The 18,726-nt window shown below is 52.3% G+C and carries 18 protein-coding genes and 1 tRNA gene; 12 read left to right on the top strand and 7 right to left on the bottom strand.

The window, feature by feature from the left end; genetic code table 11:
• Nucleotide 1 precedes the first annotated feature (1 nt).
• The 6 genes from hflC (at nt 2) to A0129_RS11415 (ending at nt 5,315) form a co-directional block, all read left to right on the top strand.
• On the top strand, nt 2–868 hold the full coding sequence (gene hflC / locus A0129_RS11440) for a protease modulator HflC (RefSeq protein ID WP_040512348.1): 867 nt from the start codon (nt 2–4) through the stop codon (nt 866–868).
• Nucleotides 869–937: 69 nt separating this feature from the next.
• On the top strand, nt 938–1,117 hold the full coding sequence (locus tag A0129_RS11435) for a DUF2065 family protein (RefSeq protein WP_291715098.1): 180 nt from the start codon (nt 938–940) through the stop codon (nt 1,115–1,117).
• A gap of 27 nt (nt 1,118–1,144) precedes the next feature.
• Nucleotides 1,145–2,347 (top strand): ATP phosphoribosyltransferase regulatory subunit, encoded by a 1,203-nt coding sequence (locus A0129_RS11430; protein WP_291715096.1) that lies wholly within the window; start codon nt 1,145–1,147, stop codon nt 2,345–2,347.
• Nucleotides 2,344–3,645, top strand: coding sequence for an adenylosuccinate synthase (locus A0129_RS11425; protein WP_291715094.1), 1,302 nt, complete (start codon nt 2,344–2,346; stop codon nt 3,643–3,645). The genes A0129_RS11430 and A0129_RS11425 overlap by 4 nt, the downstream gene beginning before the upstream one ends.
• A 17-nt stretch (nt 3,646–3,662) precedes the next feature.
• Nucleotides 3,663–4,139 carry a phosphoribosyltransferase gene (locus A0129_RS11420; protein WP_291715092.1) on the top strand — a complete coding sequence of 159 codons (477 nt, stop codon included), beginning with the start codon at nt 3,663–3,665 and terminating at the stop codon, nt 4,137–4,139.
• A 120-nt stretch (nt 4,140–4,259) separates the two neighbouring features.
• A complete protein-coding gene (locus tag A0129_RS11415) occupies nt 4,260–5,315 on the top strand; it encodes a YdiY family protein (protein ID WP_291715090.1) in 1,056 nt (351 codons plus the stop codon).
• 148 nt (nt 5,316–5,463) lie between these two features.
• On the opposite strand, the gene A0129_RS11410 is transcribed toward A0129_RS11415, so the two are convergent.
• Nucleotides 5,464–5,550: transfer RNA gene (locus A0129_RS11410), tRNA-Leu, on the bottom strand.
• Between the two features lie 44 nt (nt 5,551–5,594).
• On the opposite strand from A0129_RS11410, the gene rnr reads away from it, so the two are divergent.
• The 4 genes from rnr to htpG all read left to right on the top strand — a co-directional run bounded on the left by rnr (nt 5,595) and on the right by htpG (nt 13,194).
• Nucleotides 5,595–8,111, top strand: a complete 2,517-nt coding sequence (rnr, locus tag A0129_RS11405; RefSeq protein WP_291715088.1) for a ribonuclease R — start codon at nt 5,595–5,597, stop codon at nt 8,109–8,111.
• Nucleotides 8,112–8,125: 14 nt separating this feature from the next.
• Complete coding sequence (rlmB, locus tag A0129_RS11400; protein ID WP_291715086.1) at nt 8,126–8,860, top strand: 23S rRNA (guanosine(2251)-2'-O)-methyltransferase RlmB; 735 nt, start codon at nt 8,126–8,128, stop codon at nt 8,858–8,860.
• Nucleotides 8,861–8,878: 18 nt separating this feature from the next.
• A complete protein-coding gene (gene parC / locus A0129_RS11395; RefSeq protein WP_291715084.1) occupies nt 8,879–11,200 on the top strand; it encodes a DNA topoisomerase IV subunit A in 2,322 nt (773 codons plus the stop codon).
• 95 nt (nt 11,201–11,295) lie between these two features.
• Nucleotides 11,296–13,194: a molecular chaperone HtpG gene (gene htpG, locus A0129_RS11390; RefSeq protein ID WP_291715082.1), complete on the top strand. Its 1,899-nt coding sequence runs from the start codon at nt 11,296–11,298 to the stop codon at nt 13,192–13,194.
• A 12-nt stretch (nt 13,195–13,206) separates the two neighbouring features.
• Here htpG and A0129_RS11385 read toward each other — a convergent pair whose 3' ends face one another.
• From A0129_RS11385 to A0129_RS11370, 4 genes are all read right to left on the bottom strand, one after another.
• Entirely contained in the window at nt 13,207–13,668 is a 462-nt protein-coding gene (locus A0129_RS11385) for a hypothetical protein (protein WP_291715080.1), read from the bottom strand.
• Between the two features lie 134 nt (nt 13,669–13,802).
• Nucleotides 13,803–14,393, bottom strand: a complete 591-nt coding sequence (locus A0129_RS11380) for a glycine zipper 2TM domain-containing protein (RefSeq protein WP_291715077.1) — start codon at nt 14,391–14,393, stop codon at nt 13,803–13,805.
• A gap of 69 nt (nt 14,394–14,462) precedes the next feature.
• Entirely contained in the window at nt 14,463–15,638 is a 1,176-nt protein-coding gene (locus A0129_RS11375) for a VWA domain-containing protein (RefSeq protein WP_291715075.1), read from the bottom strand.
• A 14-nt stretch (nt 15,639–15,652) separates the two neighbouring features.
• The gene (locus tag A0129_RS11370; protein WP_291715073.1) at nt 15,653–16,495 is read right to left on the bottom strand and encodes a MoxR family ATPase; all 843 of its coding nucleotides are present in this window, start codon (nt 16,493–16,495) and stop codon (nt 15,653–15,655) included.
• A gap of 210 nt (nt 16,496–16,705) precedes the next feature.
• Between A0129_RS11370 and A0129_RS11365 the strand changes: the two genes are divergently transcribed.
• Complete coding sequence (locus A0129_RS11365; protein WP_291715071.1) at nt 16,706–17,047, top strand: cytochrome c; 342 nt, start codon at nt 16,706–16,708, stop codon at nt 17,045–17,047.
• A gap of 22 nt (nt 17,048–17,069) precedes the next feature.
• Nucleotides 17,070–17,402 (top strand): cytochrome c, encoded by a 333-nt coding sequence (locus A0129_RS11360; RefSeq protein ID WP_291715070.1) that lies wholly within the window; start codon nt 17,070–17,072, stop codon nt 17,400–17,402.
• A gap of 93 nt (nt 17,403–17,495) precedes the next feature.
• On the opposite strand, the gene A0129_RS11355 is transcribed toward A0129_RS11360, so the two are convergent.
• The gene (locus tag A0129_RS11355; RefSeq protein WP_291715068.1) at nt 17,496–17,930 is read right to left on the bottom strand and encodes a DUF1841 family protein; all 435 of its coding nucleotides are present in this window, start codon (nt 17,928–17,930) and stop codon (nt 17,496–17,498) included.
• Nucleotides 17,931–17,949: 19 nt separating this feature from the next.
• The coding region (locus A0129_RS11350; protein WP_291715066.1) for a hypothetical protein at nt 17,950–18,726 on the bottom strand (777 nt) is incomplete at its 5' end.

The raw sequence follows: 18,726 nt of genomic DNA, 5'->3' as shown, positions 1-18,726 counted from the left end.
CATGCCTAAGATTTTTGTAGTAGTAGCGGCTGCGTTGATTGGCTTTTTTGTCGCCAACACCTGCCTGTACGTTGTGGATCAGCGCCAATATGCCATTGTGTTTGCTTTGGGTCAGGTTGAAGAAGTGCGCCAGGAGCCTGGTTTGTATTTCAAGCTACCCGCACCTTTCCAGAATGTTATTTTTCTGGACAAGCGTATTCAAACCATTGACACCCCCGAACCTGAGCGTTTTATTACTTCCGAGAAGAAAAACCTCTTGATCGACTCTTATATCAAGTGGCGCATTGTCGATCCTCGCTTGTATTTTGTTCGTTTGAGTGGTGATTCCCGCCTGGCTCAAAGCCGTATGTCTCAGGTGGTCAAGTCCGCTTTGAACGAGGAAATTACCAAGCGAACCGTGCCGCAAATGGTTTCAGGCGAGCGAACCACCGTCATGAACACAGTGGTGGAAAAGGTCAAGGATGAGGCTGCAGAAATTGGCGTGGAGATTCTGGATGTTCGCTTGAAACGCGTGGATTTACTGCCTGAGGTCAGTGAATCAGTGTTCCGCCGTATGGAGGCCGAGCGCAAGCGGGTGGCCAACGACCTGCGTGCCACTGGTGCAGCGGAGGCCGAGCAAATTCGTGCGGATGCTGATCGCCAGGTGGTCGTTATTTTGGCTGAAGCCTACAGAGAAGCACAAACTATCAAGGGGGAGGGTGATGCAAAGGCCGGTTCGATTTATAATGCCGCTTTTGGTCGCAATCCCGAGTTCTATTCCTTTTACCGCAGTCTGGATGCCTACAAGAAGTCTTTGACATCCAAGTCTGATGTGATGGTGGTTGATCCGCAGTCTGATTTCTTCAAGTTTTTGCAGAAAACGCAATAACTTGGGCTTTCGTGCGCTTGCGTTGGTTAATTGCCTTCGCTTGAAAGGTCTGGCTCTGGGAAAACTGATATGAGCGAGACCTTTTGGCTGGCTTTGGCCCTCGTGTTCATTCTCGAGGGCCTTATGCCTTTTCTGTTTCCAAAACAATGGAAAGAGACCTTTCTCAAGATTGCCTCGCTCACAGAAGGTCAAATACGATTTGTTGGGCTGGTGGCGATCCTCATCGGTATCACGCTTTTTTTGTTGTAAAACACTCGTTGAAGAGTTGGAATAGTCATGTCTGCTTGGCTTTTGCCAGAGTCTGTCGCCGATGTATTGCCTTCCGAGGCCAGGCGAATTGAAGAATTGAGACGGTCTTTGTTGGACCGCTTTCGTGTATACGGCTACGAGTTGGTAATGCCTCCCATGCTGGAGTACACCGAATCACTGCTTGGTAACGCCGATGCATCCCTGAATTTGCAAACTTTCAAGTTGCTTGACCAGGCCAGCGGGCGTATGTTGGGCTTGCGGGCTGACACCACGCCCCAGGTGGCACGTATTGATGCCCATATTTTGAACCGGAAGGGTGCGACACGCCTTTGTTATTGTGGCCCGGTTCTGCACACGCAGGCTCTGGGTTTGCACAATACCCGTGAGCCACTGCAATGCGGTGCTGAGCTGTATGGCTGTGGTGGCATTGAAGCCGACCTTGAAATACTGAATTTGGCCGTGGATACACTGAACCTGTCTGGCCTGAAGGGTTATCGCCTGGCCTTGTCACACGCTGGCCTGCTGGCAGCAGTGGTGGATGGCGAGGGTTTGTCCGACAATTTGATACGTCGTTTGCACGATTGCCTGGCGCAAAAAGACAGGCCTGCCCTGGAAGCATTGTTGGCAGAGGTATCGGCCGCTTGCAAGGCCAATGTGCTGGCTTTGTTGAGCCTGTATGGTTCCGTCGGCGGCAGCAATTGTGTGTTGAACAGGGCAGCCGAGACCTTGCCGCGTAACCCGAAAGTGGGTGCGGTGTTGAATGAATTGCGCACCTTGATTGCGCGTTTGCAGGAAACGGTGTCGGCCATGCCGGCGCTTATTCTGGATCTGGCAGACTTGGCCAGTTTTGATTACCACAGTGGCCTGATTTTTTCGGCCTACGTAGAGGGTTGCCCCAACGCCGTGTTGCGTGGTGGCCGCTACGACGATGTGGGCGCAGTGTATGGTCGAGCCCGCCCCGCCACTGGCTTTTCAGTGGATTTGCGAGAACTGGTGTCTTTGCAGGCTGTGCATTCCCGGCCCAAAACAGCCATTCGCGCTCCATGGGTTTACGACACTGAATTGATGGCTGTAATTCGCGAGTTGCGCAGTCAGGGTGAGGTGGTGCTTCAATCGCTGCCCAATACCGCCCAAGAGGAAGAAGAGTTTGTATGTGATCGGCAGCTTGTACAGGCCAACGCCGTGTGGAAAGTGGTGCCGATTGGCATGAATCAGGAGAAAGTTAAATGAGTTTTCGAAATGTGGTTGTGATTGGTACCCAGTGGGGTGACGAGGGCAAGGGCAAGGTGGTGGACTGGTTGACGGACCATGCCCAAGGCGTTGTTCGCTTCCAGGGCGGTCACAATGCGGGTCATACACTCGTCATCGGTGGCAAGAAAACCATTTTGCGCCTGATCCCTTCTGGTATTTTGCGTCCTGACGTACAGGTGTACATCGGCAATGGCGTGGTACTTTCACCAGAGGCTTTGCTGAGCGAGATTGACGAGCTTCAGGCAGGTGGAATCTCGGTTGAAAGCCGTTTGAAAATCAGTGAAACCTGCCCCCTGATTCTGGACCACCACATTGCGCTGGACAAGGCCCGTGAAGCCAAGCGCGGCGACGCGAAAATTGGTACCACCGGCCGGGGTATTGGTCCTGCCTATGAGGACAAGGCTGCTCGTCGGGCCTTGCGCGTGCAGGATCTGTTTAATCCCGAAAAATTCCGTGCCAAACTGGAAGAGGTGCTGGATTATCACAACTTTGTATTAACCCAGTACCTCGGCGCCGAGCCGGTTGATGCCCAAGTGGTGTTCGACAAAGCCATGGCATTGGCTCCCCGAATCAAAAATATGGTGGCGGACGTGCCCACTTTGCTTCAGCAGGCAAATGATGAGGGCAAAAACCTGTTGTTCGAAGGTGCACAAGGCGCCTTGCTCGACATCGATCACGGTACTTTCCCCTTTGTGACCAGCTCCAACTGTATCGCCGGCGCTGCTTCCCCGGGTGCCGGTGTGGGCCCTCAGCGTTTGCAGTATGTGTTGGGTATCACCAAAGCCTACGCAACACGCGTTGGTTCAGGTCCGTTCCCCACTGAGCTGTTTTGTGAGAAAGGCATGTACCTGGCCAAGAAAGGCAATGAGTTTGGTTCGGTCACCGGCCGACCACGTCGCTGTGGCTGGTTTGATGCGGCCGCCTTGCGCCGTACCATTCAGTTGAACGGTGTTTCAGGCCTTTGCATTACCAAACTTGATGTGCTGGATGGCATGGAAACCATTCAAATGTGCGTGGGCTACGAATTGGCCGATGGTACAAAGACCGATATTCTTCCTTTCGGTAGCGACAAAGTCGAAGGCTGCAAGCCGATTTTTGAAACTTTCCCTGGCTGGAAGGGCACCACCTTTGGCGTGAAACAGTTCGATGACTTGCCAGAAGAGGCAAAGATCTATCTGAAGCGCATGGAAGCAGTGTGCGGTGTCCCCGTGGACATGATCTCGACTGGCCCGGACCGTGACGAAACCATTGTGCTTCGTCACCCCTACAAAGCCTGAATCAGAAGCTCTGGCGCATGAGCGACAAGCTACACATCGATTATGCCCAGTACCACCACCTGATTGATCGGGTGGTGGATGCCGTCAAAAACTCGGGTTTTCAGCCTGATTGCGTGCTCGGGGTTTCTCGGGGCGGTCTTTTTCTGGCGGATGGCTTGTCTCGTTCTTTGCGAAAACCCATGGCTGTAATCGCTGCATCCTCCTATCGGGGTGGCGAGGGAACCAGTCAGGGTGAACTGCAGATTTCAGCCAGCATCGCAGCAGTTGGGCCGGTGAGTGGCCGGGTGCTTTTGGTGGATGACCTGGCTGACACTGGACATACCTTGAAGGCGCTGTGTGAGCATCTGTGCACCATTTGCCCCACTATCACCGAGATGAAAACTGCAGTGGTTTGGGTAAAGCCTGGGTCTGTTTTCAAACCGGACTTTGCCGCTGAATATCTTCATTCGGACGTCTGGATTGTGCAGCCTTTCGAGACTCGAGATTTTCTCTGAAATTCCCCTGAATATCTTGTTCTAACTCCCCTCAAAAATACCTTATTTGTGGTCTAAAAAGGCCTAAAAATCGTTGTGGTATCCTATGGGTCCATCAATCTGAAAGGAGACCTCGGGACAATGCCTGTCTTAAAAGAAGTAAAAGTTGAAAAATTCCCCCCGCTGTTCAAATATGCACCTGCTTGTGTGATCGCACTTTCCCTGTTCAGCAGTCCGGTTTTCGCAGCCAATGTGGTCTTGAAAAATGGTGATCGCCTCACCGGCGAGATCGTGAAGTTAAGCGACAACATTCTTACCCTTAAATCGCCGTTGTTCGGAGAAGTTGAACTACCGTGGAAACAGGTTCTTGAATTGGAGTCTGACGAGGGGGTCATTGTCAAACTCAAAGACGGGAGCACCGCGAAAGGAAAGGTGACTCTGAGTCAGCAGGGTGAGTTGATTATTGATCAGGGCGATCTGGGGCGCTCCAGACCCCTTCAAAGGGCTGAGGTTGCCATGTTCAACCCCCCGATTGTGGATCATTCGGTCAAATACAGTGGGAGAGCCAATCTCGGCGGCGTGTTCAATCGGGGTAATTCGGAGGACGATGCCCTGAATTTTGATGCAGAGTTGATTGCCAGAACGCCAGAGAACAGGTACACCCTCGCAGCTGAAGTGAACGAGGCTGAGTCGGCCGGGGTTACAACCACATCAAACCGATATTTGCTAACCCAATACGACGCATTCCTGAGCGAAAAAGATTACCTGTTTGTGAATGCCAAGGGCGAGCAGGACAAGTTGGCTGACCTGAATTTGAGAACTTCTCTGGGCGCTGGTTACGGTTACCAGTTTTTTGAAACTGATCGTGCCAAGTTGTCGACAGAATATGGTTTGGCCTACATCAATGAGGATTACATCGTTGCGGCTGATGAGTCGTTTCCCTCATTAAGTTTGGGTTTGGACTATGAGCGCAAGTTCTGGAATAAACGTTTGGTGTTCTTCAATAACAACGATCTGTCTGTGAGCCTTGAGGACACCGCTGATTCATTGTTCAAAACCAAGGTGGGCTTGCGGGTTCCGATTGTTGAGAATGTGAATGTGGCTACGCAGGTGAATGTGGATTACGACAACATGCCGCCACCGGGAGTCAAGAAAACTGATACCAGCCTGATCTTCAGCGTTGGCTATGGTTTTTGAGTGAAATTTTTGGCGAATTTGTATTGCAAATACCCGCTGCAATGCAAATTCGCAAAGCGCTTCGGAAATTCAGAATTAAAGCGGAGAAAGTGCTGTACACTGCGTTGAAACGCGTAAGTGAAGATAAAACTGGTGAAGAGAAAACTGCTGGTGCCCAGGAGAGGACTCGAACCTCCACAGTGTTACCACCACTAGGACCTGAACCTAGCGCGTCTACCAATTCCGCCACCTGGGCACAGGTGCGAGCCGTGAATTCTAATGAAATAAATAAATTTGTCAATGCATAAAACAGAAATAAAAATTCCAAGTCGTGAAGACATCCTGGCTGTACTGCGCCAAGCGCAAGCCCCTTTAACCCGCGAACAGGTTTTTGAGCACCTGAAGCTTACTGAAGATCAAATCCCCATTATTGAAAAACGCCTGAACGCCATGGAGCGGGATGGCCAATTAATGCCCAACAGAAAGGGCATGTTGTTGCTTTCCACCAAGCTTGATTTCGTAGCTGGCCGAGTGGCCGGTCACCGCGACGGTTTTGGTTTCTTGGTTCGCGACGATCGCGGGCCAGACGCTTTCCTTTCCCCACGCGAAATGCAAAAAGTGCTGCATGGCGACCGCGTTTTGGTGCGGATTACCGGCACTGACCACCGTGGCAAGCCAGAGGGGACGATTGTTGAAGTCACCGAACGCAAGACCAATCGCTTGGTGGGGCGTTTGGTGTCTGAGCGCGGCATTTTGCTGGTTATTCCGGAAGACCAGCGCATCAAGCACGACATATTGGTGTCGCCGAAAGATGTTGGCAATGCCACGCCGGGCAAAGTGGTGACCGTTGAAATTGTTGAGCAGCCTACCCGTCATTCACAGCCAATCGGCAAGGTGGCGGAGGTTCTGGGTGAATTGGACGATCCCGGCATGGAAATCGAGATTGCGGTGCGCAAATTTGATGTGCCGCATGAATTCAATTTACTGACCATGAATCAGGCCGAAAGTATTCCCAATGAGGTTGAATACAAAGACCTGAAAGGTCGTGTGGATTTGCGTGATGTGCCTTTTGTCACCATCGATGGGGAAGATGCCCGCGATTTCGATGATGCAGTTTATTGCACCCCATCGAGCGACACCAAGGGTGGCTGGCGTTTGCTGGTGGCCATCGCTGACGTGAGTCACTACGTGTTACCCGGCACTCCGATTGACCAAGAGGCCACCAAGCGGGGTACTTCGGTGTATTTCCCGCGCCGGGTCATTCCCATGTTGCCCGAGAAACTGTCGAATGGTTTGTGTTCGTTGAACCCTGGCGTGGACCGCCTGGTTCTGGTGTGCGACATGATCATCGGACCTAAGGGAGCCATCAAGGCCTACCAGTTTTACAATGCAGTGATTCATTCCGCAGCGCGCCTCACCTATAACCAGGTGTGGGATGCACTGACTGATCCGCAAAGCCTGACTGCCAAAGCCATGGGCCATGTGTACGGCGATGTCGAAAACCTGTATACGCTGTTTAAGGTGCTGTTTGAGTCGCGCCAGCGTCGCGGTGCCATGGAAATCGACACCGTTGAAACCCAGGTGATGCTCGACCCTGATGGCAAGATCGATAAAATCGTGCCCAAGCGCCGAAACGATGCACATCGTTTGATTGAAGAATGCATGCTGGCGGCCAACGTGTGCGCTGCTGATTTTCTGGAACGCAGCAAACACCCAAGTTTGTATCGTGTACATGAAGGCCCAACGGTTGAGAAATTGCAAAACCTGCGTGCCTTTTTGCGTTCAGTGGGCTTGACGCTGGATGGTGGCGATGACCCCACCAGTATCGATTACGCCAATCTGATGAAGAAAATTCAGGGGCGCCCTGATCAAGCCTTGCTGCAAACCATGATGTTGCGCTCGATGCAGCAGGCGATTTATACCCCACACAACAGTGGTCATTTTGGCCTGGCTTACCCGGCCTATGCCCACTTTACGTCTCCAATTCGTCGATATCCTGATTTGATGGTTCATCGAAGTATCAAGGCTTTGTTGGCTGGCAAGCGTTACGTACCACTGCCACTCGATGAGCGTGAATTCGAGGATTTCGATCCCAAGCGTCGAGTGGACAAAGCTGAGGAAATTGCGCGTTGGGATCAAGCTGGTAATTGGTTTTCGTCCACGGAGCGCCGTGCAGATGAGGCCTCTCGCGATGTGATGTCCTGGCTGAAGTGTTTCTTTATGAAAGAGCGAGTTGGCGATACCTTCCAGGGCCATGTGTCAGGCGTAACCAGCTTCGGTTTGTTCATTACACTCGATGCCTTGTATGTGGAGGGTTTGGTGCATGTCTCTGAACTGGGCACAGAGTACTTCCAGTACAGCGACAGCCTGCATGAATTGCGTGGCGAGCGCAGTGGTATCCGCTACCGGCTGACTGACCCGATCAATGTGCAGGTGTCCAGGGTTGACCTGGATGCCCGTCGGATTGAATTCCGCCTGGTGCAGGGATTGAAGTTTGAAAGCTTGATGCGTGATCCTGGTTCGGCCAAGTTGAATGGCAAGGCAGGCAACCGGCCGCAGCGCCAGCAAGGCCGCCGTACCAACACTGCTCAAATGCAGCAGGCCGTGCAAGATGCGGGTAAAACTGTGCCTGTCTTGCCACCCGAAGAGGCTGCCACTACGCGCGGCGTGAACAAGAGGCGGGCTGCGGATGAATCTCGCAGCAAGGCTGCGGCCGAGAAAAAGCGCAAAGAAGAAATTCAAAAAGCAAAGCGTGTCAGCCGTACCAAGCCTGCCACTGGGTCTAAAATGCGCACTGCAGCGAAAAAATCTAGATAAGCGGAGCGTGCCAATTGGCCATATTGTATGGTTTTCATGCCGTGTCGGCCCGGGTTAAAACAGCCCCAGCCAGCGTGGAAGAGGTGTTGGTGGACCAACACCGAAAAGACAAACGCATGCAGCAGTTCATCGACAAGGTGAAAGCTGCTGGCGTGAAGGTAAGCGCGGCCGATTCAGACCGTTTGGAAAAAGCAGCGGGTCACAAACAGCATCAAGGGGTGGTGGCTTTTGCCAAGGAACTGGTTAAAAGCAACGACCTGTTTGAGATCATCGACACCCACGGCAAAAACACTCTGCTGTTGGTTCTGGATGGCGTGACCGACCCCCATAACCTGGGTGCGTGCCTGCGCAGCGCGGATGCAGCCGGCGTGCATGCTGTGGTGTTGCCCAAAGACAAATCGGTGGGTATTACCCCAGTGGTGTCCAAAGTCGCTTGCGGCGCGGCTGAAACAATTCCGGTCATTACCGTCACCAACCTGGCCCGTACACTGGAAGAAATTCAAGAGGCGGGCGTTTGGTGCATCGGCACTGCCGGTGAGGCCACAGACACCCTATATGACGCCGATTTAAACGGCCCGATTGCGTGGGTACTGGGCGCTGAAGGCGACGGCATGCGTCGTTTGACCCGCGAAAAATGCGACCAACTGGTACAAATTCCGATGATTGGCAGTGTTGAAAGCCTGAATGTGTCGGTGGCCAGTTCGGTGTGCCTGTTTGAAACCCTTCGTCAACGTCAATTCTCAAAATAAGAAACTTCGAAGCACCGCATGGAACAACTCACTCTGGATGCAACGCCACCTTCCGGCGACGATTCTGAAACGATTACCCTTGGTCTTTATGCCGAGCGCGCCTACCTGGATTACGCCATTTCTGTGGTGAAGGGCCGGGCGCTGCCCGAGTGTGCGGATGGTCAAAAACCTGTTCAGCGGCGAATTTTGTATGCCATGAATGAAATGGGCCTAGGTAACAATGCCAAGCCTGTGAAATCGGCCCGTGTGGTCGGCGATGTTTTGGGTAAATACCATCCGCATGGCGACCAGGCCGCCTACGATGCATTGGTGCGCATGGCGCAAAACTTTACCTTGCGTTACCCGCTGATCGATGGTCAGGGCAATTTTGGCAGCCGGGATGGCGATGGCGCCGCTGCCATGCGATACACCGAAGCCCGCCTGACGCCAATCGCCAAGCTGTTGCTGGACGAAGTGGATATGGGGACTGTCGACTTCATTCCGAACTACGATGGCAGCTTTCAGGAACCCAAACTGTTGCCAGCGCGCTTGCCTTTTGTGTTGCTCAACGGCGCTTCGGGAATTGCAGTGGGCATGGCCACCGACATTCCACCCCACAACATTCGGGAAGTGGCCGCCGCGACGATTCATTTGATCAAACACCCGAATGCGGACCTGGACACCATCATGGGCCATTTGCCAGCTCCAGATTTCCCGGGTGGTGCGCAAATTATCTCGCCCGCCAGTGCGATGAAAGAAATTTATGCCGGTGGTCGGGGCTCCATCAAAGTGCGGGCGCGCTGGGAAATTGAGGAAATGGCGCGCGGCCAGTGGCAGTTGGTGGTGAAAGAGTTACCTCCCAACACCAGCACTGCCAAGGTGCTGGAAGAAATTGAAGAATTGACCAACCCCAAGGTAAAAGCTGGTAAGAAAAGCCTGAATACAGAGCAGCAAAACCTGAAGGCGCAAGTGTTGGCCATGCTGGATGCGGTGCGCGATGAATCGGGCAAAGAGAACGCCGTACGCTTGGTCTTCGAGCCAAAAAGCCGGAATGTGTCGGTAGAGGAGTTTTCGAACCTGCTACTTAGCCACACCAGTTTGGAAACCAACACGTCCATCAATTTGGTGAGCATCGACAATTCGGGCCGCCCGGGCCAGCGTGGTTTGATTGCCATGTTGCTGGACTGGATCGAGTTCCGCAAAGTGTGCGTAACCCGACGCAGCCAACATCGCTTGGCGCAGGTTAATGATCGTATTCACGTGTTGGAAGGCCGCTTGATCGCTTGGTTGAACATCGATGAAGTGATCAAGGTGATTCGCGAAAGCGATGAGCCCAAGCCTGCCTTGATTGAAGCTTTTCAACTGAGCGACCGTCAAGCCGAGGACATTCTTGAAATTCGACTGCGTCAGTTGGCTCGCCTTGAGAAAATCAAGATTGAGCAGGAACTGGCCAAGTTGGGCGAGGAAAAGGCTGATCTTGAAGCCTTGCTGGCCGATGAAGGCAAGCTGAAAACCCGAATTATTTCCGAAATTCGTAAAGACACCGACACCTATGGCGATGATCGCCGCACGTTGATTGAAGAAGCCGAAAAAGCCAGCGTGGAAGTGAAAGTGGTTGAAGAACCGACTACGGTCATTGTTTCCCAGAAATTCTGGATACGAAACCGCCAGGGCCACGGCCACGACGCCGCCCAGTTCAGTTTTAAAGTGGGCGACGCCTTGTACGCCGCTTTTGAATGCAAAACCACCGACAACACCTACTTGTTTGGTGCCGGCAATGCACTGGGCAAGGTGTTTAGTGTGCCTGTGTCTGCATGGCCGGGTGGCCGGGGCGATGGCATACCCGCACAAAGCCTTGTAGAGTTGAATGGCGGTACGCTGAGCCACGCGCTAGCCGCAGCTGCTTCCCAGCCCGTATTTCTGGCTTGCAGCGGGGCCTACGGCTTTTTGGCCATGGCTGGCAATATGGAGAGCCGCATGAAAGCGGGCAAGCAATTCATCAGCCTGAACCCGGGTGAAAAGCTCTTGCCGCCGGTGTTGTTGCAGGCCACCGACGACCGGGTGGCCGTGCTTGCCGAAAGTGGACGTTTCCATGTCTTCATGCTGGACGAGCTCAAACAACTCTCAGGTGGCGGGCGTGGCGTACAACTGTTGCCTCTCGATGACAAAGACTCGTTGGTGGCCGCGGTTGCTTTCGGCCCGTCTGAGAGCTTGGTGATTGCGGGCACAGGCCGTGGTGGAAAAGACCGGGAGGAGGTATTGAAACCAGCCTTGCTGGCTGAGCGCCTTGGAAAACGGGGCAGAAAAGGCAAGGAACTGGATATCAAGTTCAAGGCAGATTCCCTTCGCAAAACCAATTAAAAAAAGCCCTCCGGGGCTTTTTTTCGTCTTGAAATTCAGGAATTCGCCCCCATTTCCCCAACATCCAAACCAAGAAGATGAAGGGAGAAAACAACATGGGTGCAATGAAGGAAACAATGGGTTTTCAAACAGAAGTGAAACAACTTCTGCATTTGATGATTCATTCGCTGTATTCCAACAAGGAAATCTTTCTTCGCGAGCTGGTTTCCAACGCATCGGACGCTTGCGACAAACTGCGCTTTGAAGCCATCAACAACGCTGGGCTGTTCGAGAGTGACACCGAGCTGAAAATTCGCGTGAGCTTTGACAAGGAAGCCCGCACCATCACGATTGAAGACAATGGGATTGGCTTAAGCCGCGAAGATGCCATTGAACACCTGGGCACGATCGCCAAAAGTGGTACCAAAGAATTTTTTGGCAAACTGAGTGGCGATCAACAAAAAGACGCTGCCTTGATAGGCCAGTTTGGCGTGGGTTTTTATTCGGCGTTCATTGTGGCTGACAAAGTCACGGTGCGCTCGCGCAAAGCCGGTTTGCCGGCCGCAGAGGGCGTTGAATGGGAATCGAAAGGTGATGGCGAATTCAGCGTGGAAGCCATTGAGAAAGCAGACCGTGGCACTCAAATCATTCTGCACTTGAAAGCAGATGAGGATGAATTGCTTTCTGGCTGGAAATTGAAGGGCATTCTGACCAAATATTCCGATCACATTTCCCTGCCCATCCAAATGCTGAAAGAAGAATGGGACGAAGAAGCGGGCGGGATGAAAGCCACGGGTGAGTGGGAAAACGTGAACAAGGCCAATGCTTTGTGGGCCCGTTCGAAAAGCGACATCACTGCTGAGCAGTACAACGAGTTTTACAAAACCATCAGCTTCGATTTTGCTGACCCCTTGGCCTACACTCATAACCGCGTTGAAGGTGGCCGCTCGGAATACACTTCGCTGCTGTACATTCCCGCCAAGGCCCCTTACGACCTGTGGGACCGCAACCAGCAAAAGGGCATCAAGCTGTATGTAAAGCGCGTATTCATCATGGACGATGCAGAGCAGTTAATGCCTCCGTACATGCGTTTTGTGAAAGGCGTCATCGACTCCTCTGATCTGCCTTTGAACGTGTCGCGCGAAATTTTGCAGGAAAGCCGCGACGTAAAGGCTATTCGCGAAGGCTCAGTGAAGAAGGTACTGGGCTTGCTGGAAGACATGGCTGCAAACGAAACCGAGAAATACGCCAGCTTCTGGAAAGAATTTGGCCAAGTGCTAAAAGAGGGCATGGGCGACGACCCAGCCAACAAAGAACGCATTGCCAAGCTGCTGCGGTTTGCAACCACGCAAAGTGAAAGCGAAGCTCAAACCGTTTCGCTGGCTGATTATGTGGCCCGCATGAAAGAGGGCCAGGACAAGATTTATTACGTCACAGCCGACACCTATGCAGCTGCCAAATACAGCCCGCACCTGGAAGTGTTCAAGAAGAAGGGTGTGGAAGTGCTGCTGCTCAGCGACCGAGTAGACGAGTGGATGTTGTCTTACCTGCAGGAATTCGACGGCAAGGAACTGCAAAGCTGTGCCAAAGGTGGCCTTGATTTGGGTGCCCTTGAGGATGAAAAAGACAAGGAAACCAAGAAGAAGGTTGAAGACGAGTTCAAGGATGTGTTGAAGAAAGTCGAAGACCTGCTGAAAGACCGCATCAAAGAGGCGCGTGTCACCTTGCGCTTGACCGACAGCCCGGCATGTATCGTTGCTGATGAAATGGGCATGAGCGAGCATTTGAAGCGCATGTTGAAGCAGGCTGGCCAGAATGCACCCGACACCAAGCCAATTCTTGAGCTAAACCCTGAGCATCCCTTTATTCAACGTTTGAAGATCGAGAAAGATCATTTCGATGAATGGGTGAACGTGCTGTTTGATCAGGCCGTATTGGCTGAGGGCGGCCAGCTTGAAGACCCTGCTGGGTTTGTTCGCCGCTTGAACATGTTGTTACTGACCGTAAAAGCCTAGGGCTGACAAGTTTTAATGGCTAAGTGGCTGGGGCTGACTGTTCAGTGCCCAGCCCAGTCGGCTTTGCAGGGCGTTGGCCAAGTAAAGAGATTGCTCAAAAAATCGCTGTACGTACTTTAAATCAGCTTGAGTAACCAGGGTTTCTTGCCAGCGTAGTTGAAATTCAGCCTTGCCGCGATCCTCCCACATGTAGGCTGGAAGTCGAACACGTTCCATTAATGCATTGAACTGGCTGCATTCCTTGCGAATTCCCTCAAGATCGCTATATTCATCCTGCTCCATCACCCGGTGAATACAGGTTATCTCCATCATGCCTTGGTCAATTTGCTTGATCTCGAGCCATGCATTTGGGGAACTTGACATTAGCTTCACAGGAAACTTTTTCACATCTTTGTCCTCATGATAGGGGCTTTTCAGTTGTCCCACCCAGGCGGCCAGTGCCTTGATCAAATCGGGGTCATTCAGTGCGGTCATGCGGAGGTTCCGTTTAAATGGAAATTTGAATTGAGTGCCCCGCTATCTCAACTGGTTCCACACTCCGTCACCCAAATGAAAAAGGCCACCCATTGCTGGGTGACCAAACAAATCCTGTAAACAGATGAGCGGGTTTACAGGCTAGAGGTGATCTGACCGTTCACAACCTTCACACGGTCGCCAGACTGCCAGCTGGGTGGGCTGCTGAAGCTGAATACGTCTGAACCGCCAGCGTCGTACTGAACCACCACATCATATTGCGTGGTCGAGTTGCGATCTTTCTCAATTTTGTTGCCAAGTACTGCGCCACCCACGACACCCGCTGCAGTGGCCACTTTCTTGCCGCTACCGCCGCCAATCTGGTTGCCCAGCAAACCACCCACCACACCACCAGCTACAGCGCCGATACCGGTGCCTTCACCTTGAACAGTGCGTTGGCGAATTTCAACCACGCGGCCGCAGGTGCTGCATGTTGAGGCTGTTTGCACAGGCGCGGGCTTGGACGCAGCAGGCTTTGAAGCGGCTTTCTTGGCTGCCGCTTCTTCCTTGGCTTTTGCTTCTTCTTCCAGACGTGCTTCTTCTTCCATTTGGGCGATTTCCTGGTCGCTCATGTTGGCATTGCTGCTTGGTAGAAGGCCGGTCATGGAGGCAATCGCAATACCGCTGGCCAGAATCACGGCAACAGCGGCAGTAATAATCAGGGGATGAGTACGTTTGGTTTCCATTTTCTTTCTCCACACGAAATGTGTTTGTGTTGCTAATAACGGGGAGGGCCAGAAAAAGGAATACAAGGATTACTTACTAAGATATCGCATGGCTGTTTCCAGCCCGGCTACTGTCAGCGGATGCATTCGGTGTTCCATAATATTTTGAATGATTTCAACGCTTTGACGATATTGCCATAGCCCTTCAGGTTCCGGATTCAGCCAAACAGCTTTCGGGAAACGATCCAGAAAACGCCGCAGCCACACCGCACCGGCTTCCTTGTTGTTGTATTCAACCGAGCCGCCAGGTTGCAGAATTTCATAGGGGCTCATAGTGGCATCACCCACAAAGATCAGGCGGTAATCGCTGTTGTAGGTACGCAATATGTCAGTGGTTTGAAACCTTTCGCTGTGTCGACGATGGTTTTTTTTCCACAAAAAGTCATAGACGCAATTGTGAAAATAATAGAACTCCAAGTGTTTGAATTCACTTTTTGCAGCGCTGAACAGTTCTTCAGTGCGGCGAATGTGGTCGTCCATGGAACCACCCACATCCAGCAGCATCAATACCTTCACTGAATTGTGACGCTCCGGACGCATTTTCAAATCAAGCCATCCTGCATTGCGTGCCGTGGATTCAATCGTGTTGTCCAGATCGAGTTCGTCTTCTGCGCCTTCCCGCGCGAAACGGCGTAGTCGACGCAAGGCGATTTTGATATTGCGTGTACCAATTTCCAGCTCGTCGTCGTAATCCTGATAAAGACGCTGGTCCCACACCTTCACTGCACGGCGGTTTCTGCTTTCATCTTGCCCAATGCGCACGCCTTCCGGGTTGTATCCATTGTTGCCGAAAGGCGAGGTGCCACCCGAGCCAATCCATTTGCTGCCACCTTCGTGCCGCTCTTTCTGCTCCTTGAGTAGCTCCTTGAGACGCTCCATCAATTTGTCCAACCCGCCCATGGCCTCAATCGCAGCCATTTCCTCGGGCGTGAATTCACGGTTGAATCGTTTTTCCAGCCAATCTTTTGGCAGCTGGGCGAAAAGATCCATGTTCTTTTCAAGCCCTTTGAAGTAGCTGCCGAATACCTGATCGAACCGGTCGAAGAATCTTTCGTCTTTGACCAGGGTAAGCCTGGACAAATGGTAAAAATTGTCCAGGCTTGGAGTCATGAACTGAGCCTTCATCCCTTCCAGCAGGGTGAGGTATTCCCGGACGGTGACCGGAATCTTGGCGTCGCGAAGTTGAAAGAAAAAATCCAGTAGCACAGCGAAAGCCTTTGTTAGCGACCCTGGCGGGCCATGAACACCAAACGGTTGAACAATTCAATGTCTTGTTCGTTTTTCAACAAAGCGCCGTGCATGGGTGGAATCGCGTCTTTGCCGTCCTTGGCCTGCAGGGCACTGGCCGGAATGTCCTCAGCCAGCAAGAGGCGAAGCCAATCGATGAGCTCGGATGTAGTGGGTTTCTTCTTCAATCCCGGCAGGGCGCGAATGCCAAAAAAACTGGCCATCGCAGCATCCAGCAACTCTTTCTTCAAGTTTTTGAAGTGCACGGCCACAATGCTTTCCATGGTGGCCTTGTCAGGAAACTGAATGTAATGGAAGAAACAACGACGCAGGAAGGCATCAGGCAGCTCTTTCTCGTTGTTGGAGGTAATGATCACAATGGGGCGGTGTTTCGCTTTAATCAGCTGCTTGGTTTCATAGCAGAAGAATTCCATACGATCGATTTCACGCAACAAGTCGTTCGGGAATTCAATATCGGCCTTGTCAATTTCATCGATCAGCAAAACAACAGGCTTGTCGCTCTCAAACGCTTGCCACAAGACGCCTTTCACAATGTAGTTCGCGATGTCTTTCACGCGTTCATCACCCAGTTGCGAGTCGCGCAGTCGGCTCACCGCATCATACTCGTACAGGCCTTGTTGGGCCTTGGTGGTTGATTTAATGTGCCATTGCATGAGTTCAAGGCCCAGTGATGCCGCTACTTCTTCGGCCAGCAGGGTTTTTCCAGTGCCAGGTTCACCCTTGATCAGCAAAGGTCGTTGCAGCGTAATTGCCGCGTTGACGGCGAGTTTAAGATCGTCGGTGGCGACGTAGGTTTTGCTACCTTCAAAACGCATTTTTGTAATTCCTTGTAATTCAATATCGTCAGTGTAAGTGCTTTTAGGGGCGAAATTGCTGAATTTTTCATCCAATTTGGCGCTTTCGGCAAGCCGCACATAGACTAAGCGACAGATCGACCGTAAAATAGCAAGGTTTTTGCCCAGCGCCACCCCCTACACAAAATGGCGCGGCTGACCTCCAATTACATTTGTTGACGAGAGAGCGAGATGAAACGTATCGGTTTGACTGTTCGCGCGATGAGCGCTACCGGCCTGTTGGCTGCGGTGGCTTTTGCCGCCCCCGCGATGGCTGTTGAAGGCAACGCCGAGGCAGCGGCATCGAAGAAGTCCATGTGCATTGGTTGCCATGGTATTCCCGGTTACAAGGCCAGCTTCCCCGAGGTTTACAACGTGCCTTACATTGCCGGCCAAAATGCCAAGTATATCGAGGCTGCATTGAATGCCTATAAAAAAGGCGATCGCAAACACCCGACTATGCGTGGCATTGCCGAAACGCTGACCGAACAAGACATCGCTGACCTGGCCGCATACTATGCGCAGGCCAAGTGATTTGCAACAAGGACCATTCAACATGAAAACTAAATTCGCGATCGCAGCAGCCTTGTTAGCCGCTTCTTTCTCCGTTCAGGCCGCAGACATTGCAGCAGGTAAAGCCAAGGCTGAAGCACAATGTGCCGCTTGTCACGCTGTTGAGGGCAACTGGAACAAAACCATGGATCCTTCTTATCCCAAGCTGGCTGGTCAACATGCGGACTACATTGCCAATACCCTGAAGCAGTACCAGAAGGGTGGCCGCAATAACGCCATTATGGCCGGTATGGCCGCCGGCCTGAGCCAGCAAGACATCAAGGATTTGTCTGCGTTTTTTGCATCCCTTGAAGGCGATTTGTACTTGAAAAAGTAAGCTGCGCATTGGCCCGATTGGGCCGAGCTTGATAAAAACCCGCTTGGAGCCGTGTGGCTGAAGCGGGTTTTTTTTAACGGTGATAAGGGAGAATCAAACCCCGCTGTGTTCCAGAATGCATTGAATGTAATTTTCGCTGCTGAAGGCAACCCCGTTTTTCTGTTGCTGGTAGATTTGCTCGGCCAAACATTCAAATACCTGATGCGCCGCCTTGTGATCATCGCCCATTTTTTCGCACAGTTTGGCGAATGCAGCGCGAATGCCGGGTGGTTGGTCAATGCTGACTTGCTCTGCCACGGCCAAGTGCATCGACAAGTGCAGAAAAGGATTGCTCTGACCTGCTTCCACCGAAAAATCAGCCGCGAGAATTGATTCTGGTTCAGCATCAAAAATATCAAAGTACTCCGGATGCTTGGTCATCCATTGCAGGGCAAGACTTTCTGCCTCTGTCAGCGGCTCTTCCTTGTGATACTTTTTCCAGCTGTTCAAGAAAAACAGTCGCGCTTGGTCACGCGTTGGATTAAACATGAGATGGTCACCTCGTGAATTACGTCTGTGGGTAATTGAACAGGCACAGACTGAGTCGATTGTTTCTGGGGGGTGTTACCACTGTGTCCCCGCGGTTCAGCCAAGCGGCTTGACCAAACACGCCAATCCATTCTGTGCCAGGAAAACTGGCTAACACGGTGGCAATGTCATTGTCATCGGCATGGCACATCTGGCTGCGTTCAAAGCCAGCGAAGAGGATTCCCACCTCGGGTGCTTTGGCTTTGAAATGCGCGCTTACGGTCGGCATCCATTCCCTGATTTCCTGATCAATCGCTTTGGGTGTGCGATGGGCCAGTCGTACTTTTTGTCCCTTGAGCACCGGCGCAGCGAGTCCCAAGGTTCCATCGGCATGAATTTCCATTACGGGTATCCAGCTTTCGCCTTTGTCATGTACCACTTGCAGCCGCATGCCCACCGGGCGAGGCTGTTCCGCCGGACATTGCAGTGCCAAGGCTGCTTTTTCGTCCCCCACTCGAATCAGAAACAGGCCATTGCTTTCGCTCACTGTTTGATGGGGCCCCAGAAATGTGAGTCCTTCCGAGTTGAGAACCAAAGGGGTTTGCACCAATAGTTGGGTTGCACAAATGGCTTCGCCGCACAGGCGACCGTGCTCGACGCGCGGCATTTTTGCGTAATTGGCGCCATACGACAGTAACCCTAAGGTATCGGCCTGAACCACACTAGAGTCGGGCTCGCAATCTGCCATCGCCCAGTGGTCGGTCAGCACTTGTTCATGTTCGACCATGCACAGGTTCAATGCCGCGTGCCTTGCTGG

The sequence above is a fragment of the Limnobacter sp. CACIAM 66H1 genome (assembly GCF_001601825.1).
Lineage (GTDB): Bacteria > Pseudomonadota > Gammaproteobacteria > Burkholderiales > Burkholderiaceae_B > Limnobacter.
The sequence above is the reverse complement of the archived record's forward strand: the minus strand, read 5'-3'. Positions and strand labels throughout refer to the sequence as shown.

Bases quoted from the DNA above. Each gene is read 5' to 3' on its own strand.
- hflC (WP_040512348.1), top strand. From the start codon at position 2: ATGCCTAAGATTTTTGTAGTAGTAGCGGCTGCGTTGATTGGCTTTTTT.
- A0129_RS11435 (WP_291715098.1), top strand. From the start codon at position 938: ATGAGCGAGACCTTTTGGCTGGCTTTGGCCCTCGTGTTCATTCTCGAG.
- A0129_RS11430 (WP_291715096.1), top strand. From the start codon at position 1,145: ATGTCTGCTTGGCTTTTGCCAGAGTCTGTCGCCGATGTATTGCCTTCC.
- A0129_RS11425 (WP_291715094.1), top strand. From the start codon at position 2,344: ATGAGTTTTCGAAATGTGGTTGTGATTGGTACCCAGTGGGGTGACGAG.
- A0129_RS11420 (WP_291715092.1), top strand. From the start codon at position 3,663: ATGAGCGACAAGCTACACATCGATTATGCCCAGTACCACCACCTGATT.
- A0129_RS11415 (WP_291715090.1), top strand. From the start codon at position 4,260: ATGCCTGTCTTAAAAGAAGTAAAAGTTGAAAAATTCCCCCCGCTGTTC.
- rnr (WP_291715088.1), top strand. From the start codon at position 5,595: ATGCATAAAACAGAAATAAAAATTCCAAGTCGTGAAGACATCCTGGCT.
- parC (WP_291715084.1), top strand. From the start codon at position 8,879: ATGGAACAACTCACTCTGGATGCAACGCCACCTTCCGGCGACGATTCT.
- htpG (WP_291715082.1), top strand. From the start codon at position 11,296: ATGGGTGCAATGAAGGAAACAATGGGTTTTCAAACAGAAGTGAAACAA.
- A0129_RS11385 (WP_291715080.1), bottom strand. From the start codon at position 13,668: ATGACCGCACTGAATGACCCCGATTTGATCAAGGCACTGGCCGCCTGG.
- A0129_RS11380 (WP_291715077.1), bottom strand. From the start codon at position 14,393: ATGGAAACCAAACGTACTCATCCCCTGATTATTACTGCCGCTGTTGCC.
- A0129_RS11370 (WP_291715073.1), bottom strand. From the start codon at position 16,495: ATGCGTTTTGAAGGTAGCAAAACCTACGTCGCCACCGACGATCTTAAA.
- A0129_RS11365 (WP_291715071.1), top strand. From the start codon at position 16,706: ATGAAACGTATCGGTTTGACTGTTCGCGCGATGAGCGCTACCGGCCTG.
- A0129_RS11360 (WP_291715070.1), top strand. From the start codon at position 17,070: ATGAAAACTAAATTCGCGATCGCAGCAGCCTTGTTAGCCGCTTCTTTC.
- A0129_RS11355 (WP_291715068.1), bottom strand. From the start codon at position 17,930: ATGTTTAATCCAACGCGTGACCAAGCGCGACTGTTTTTCTTGAACAGC.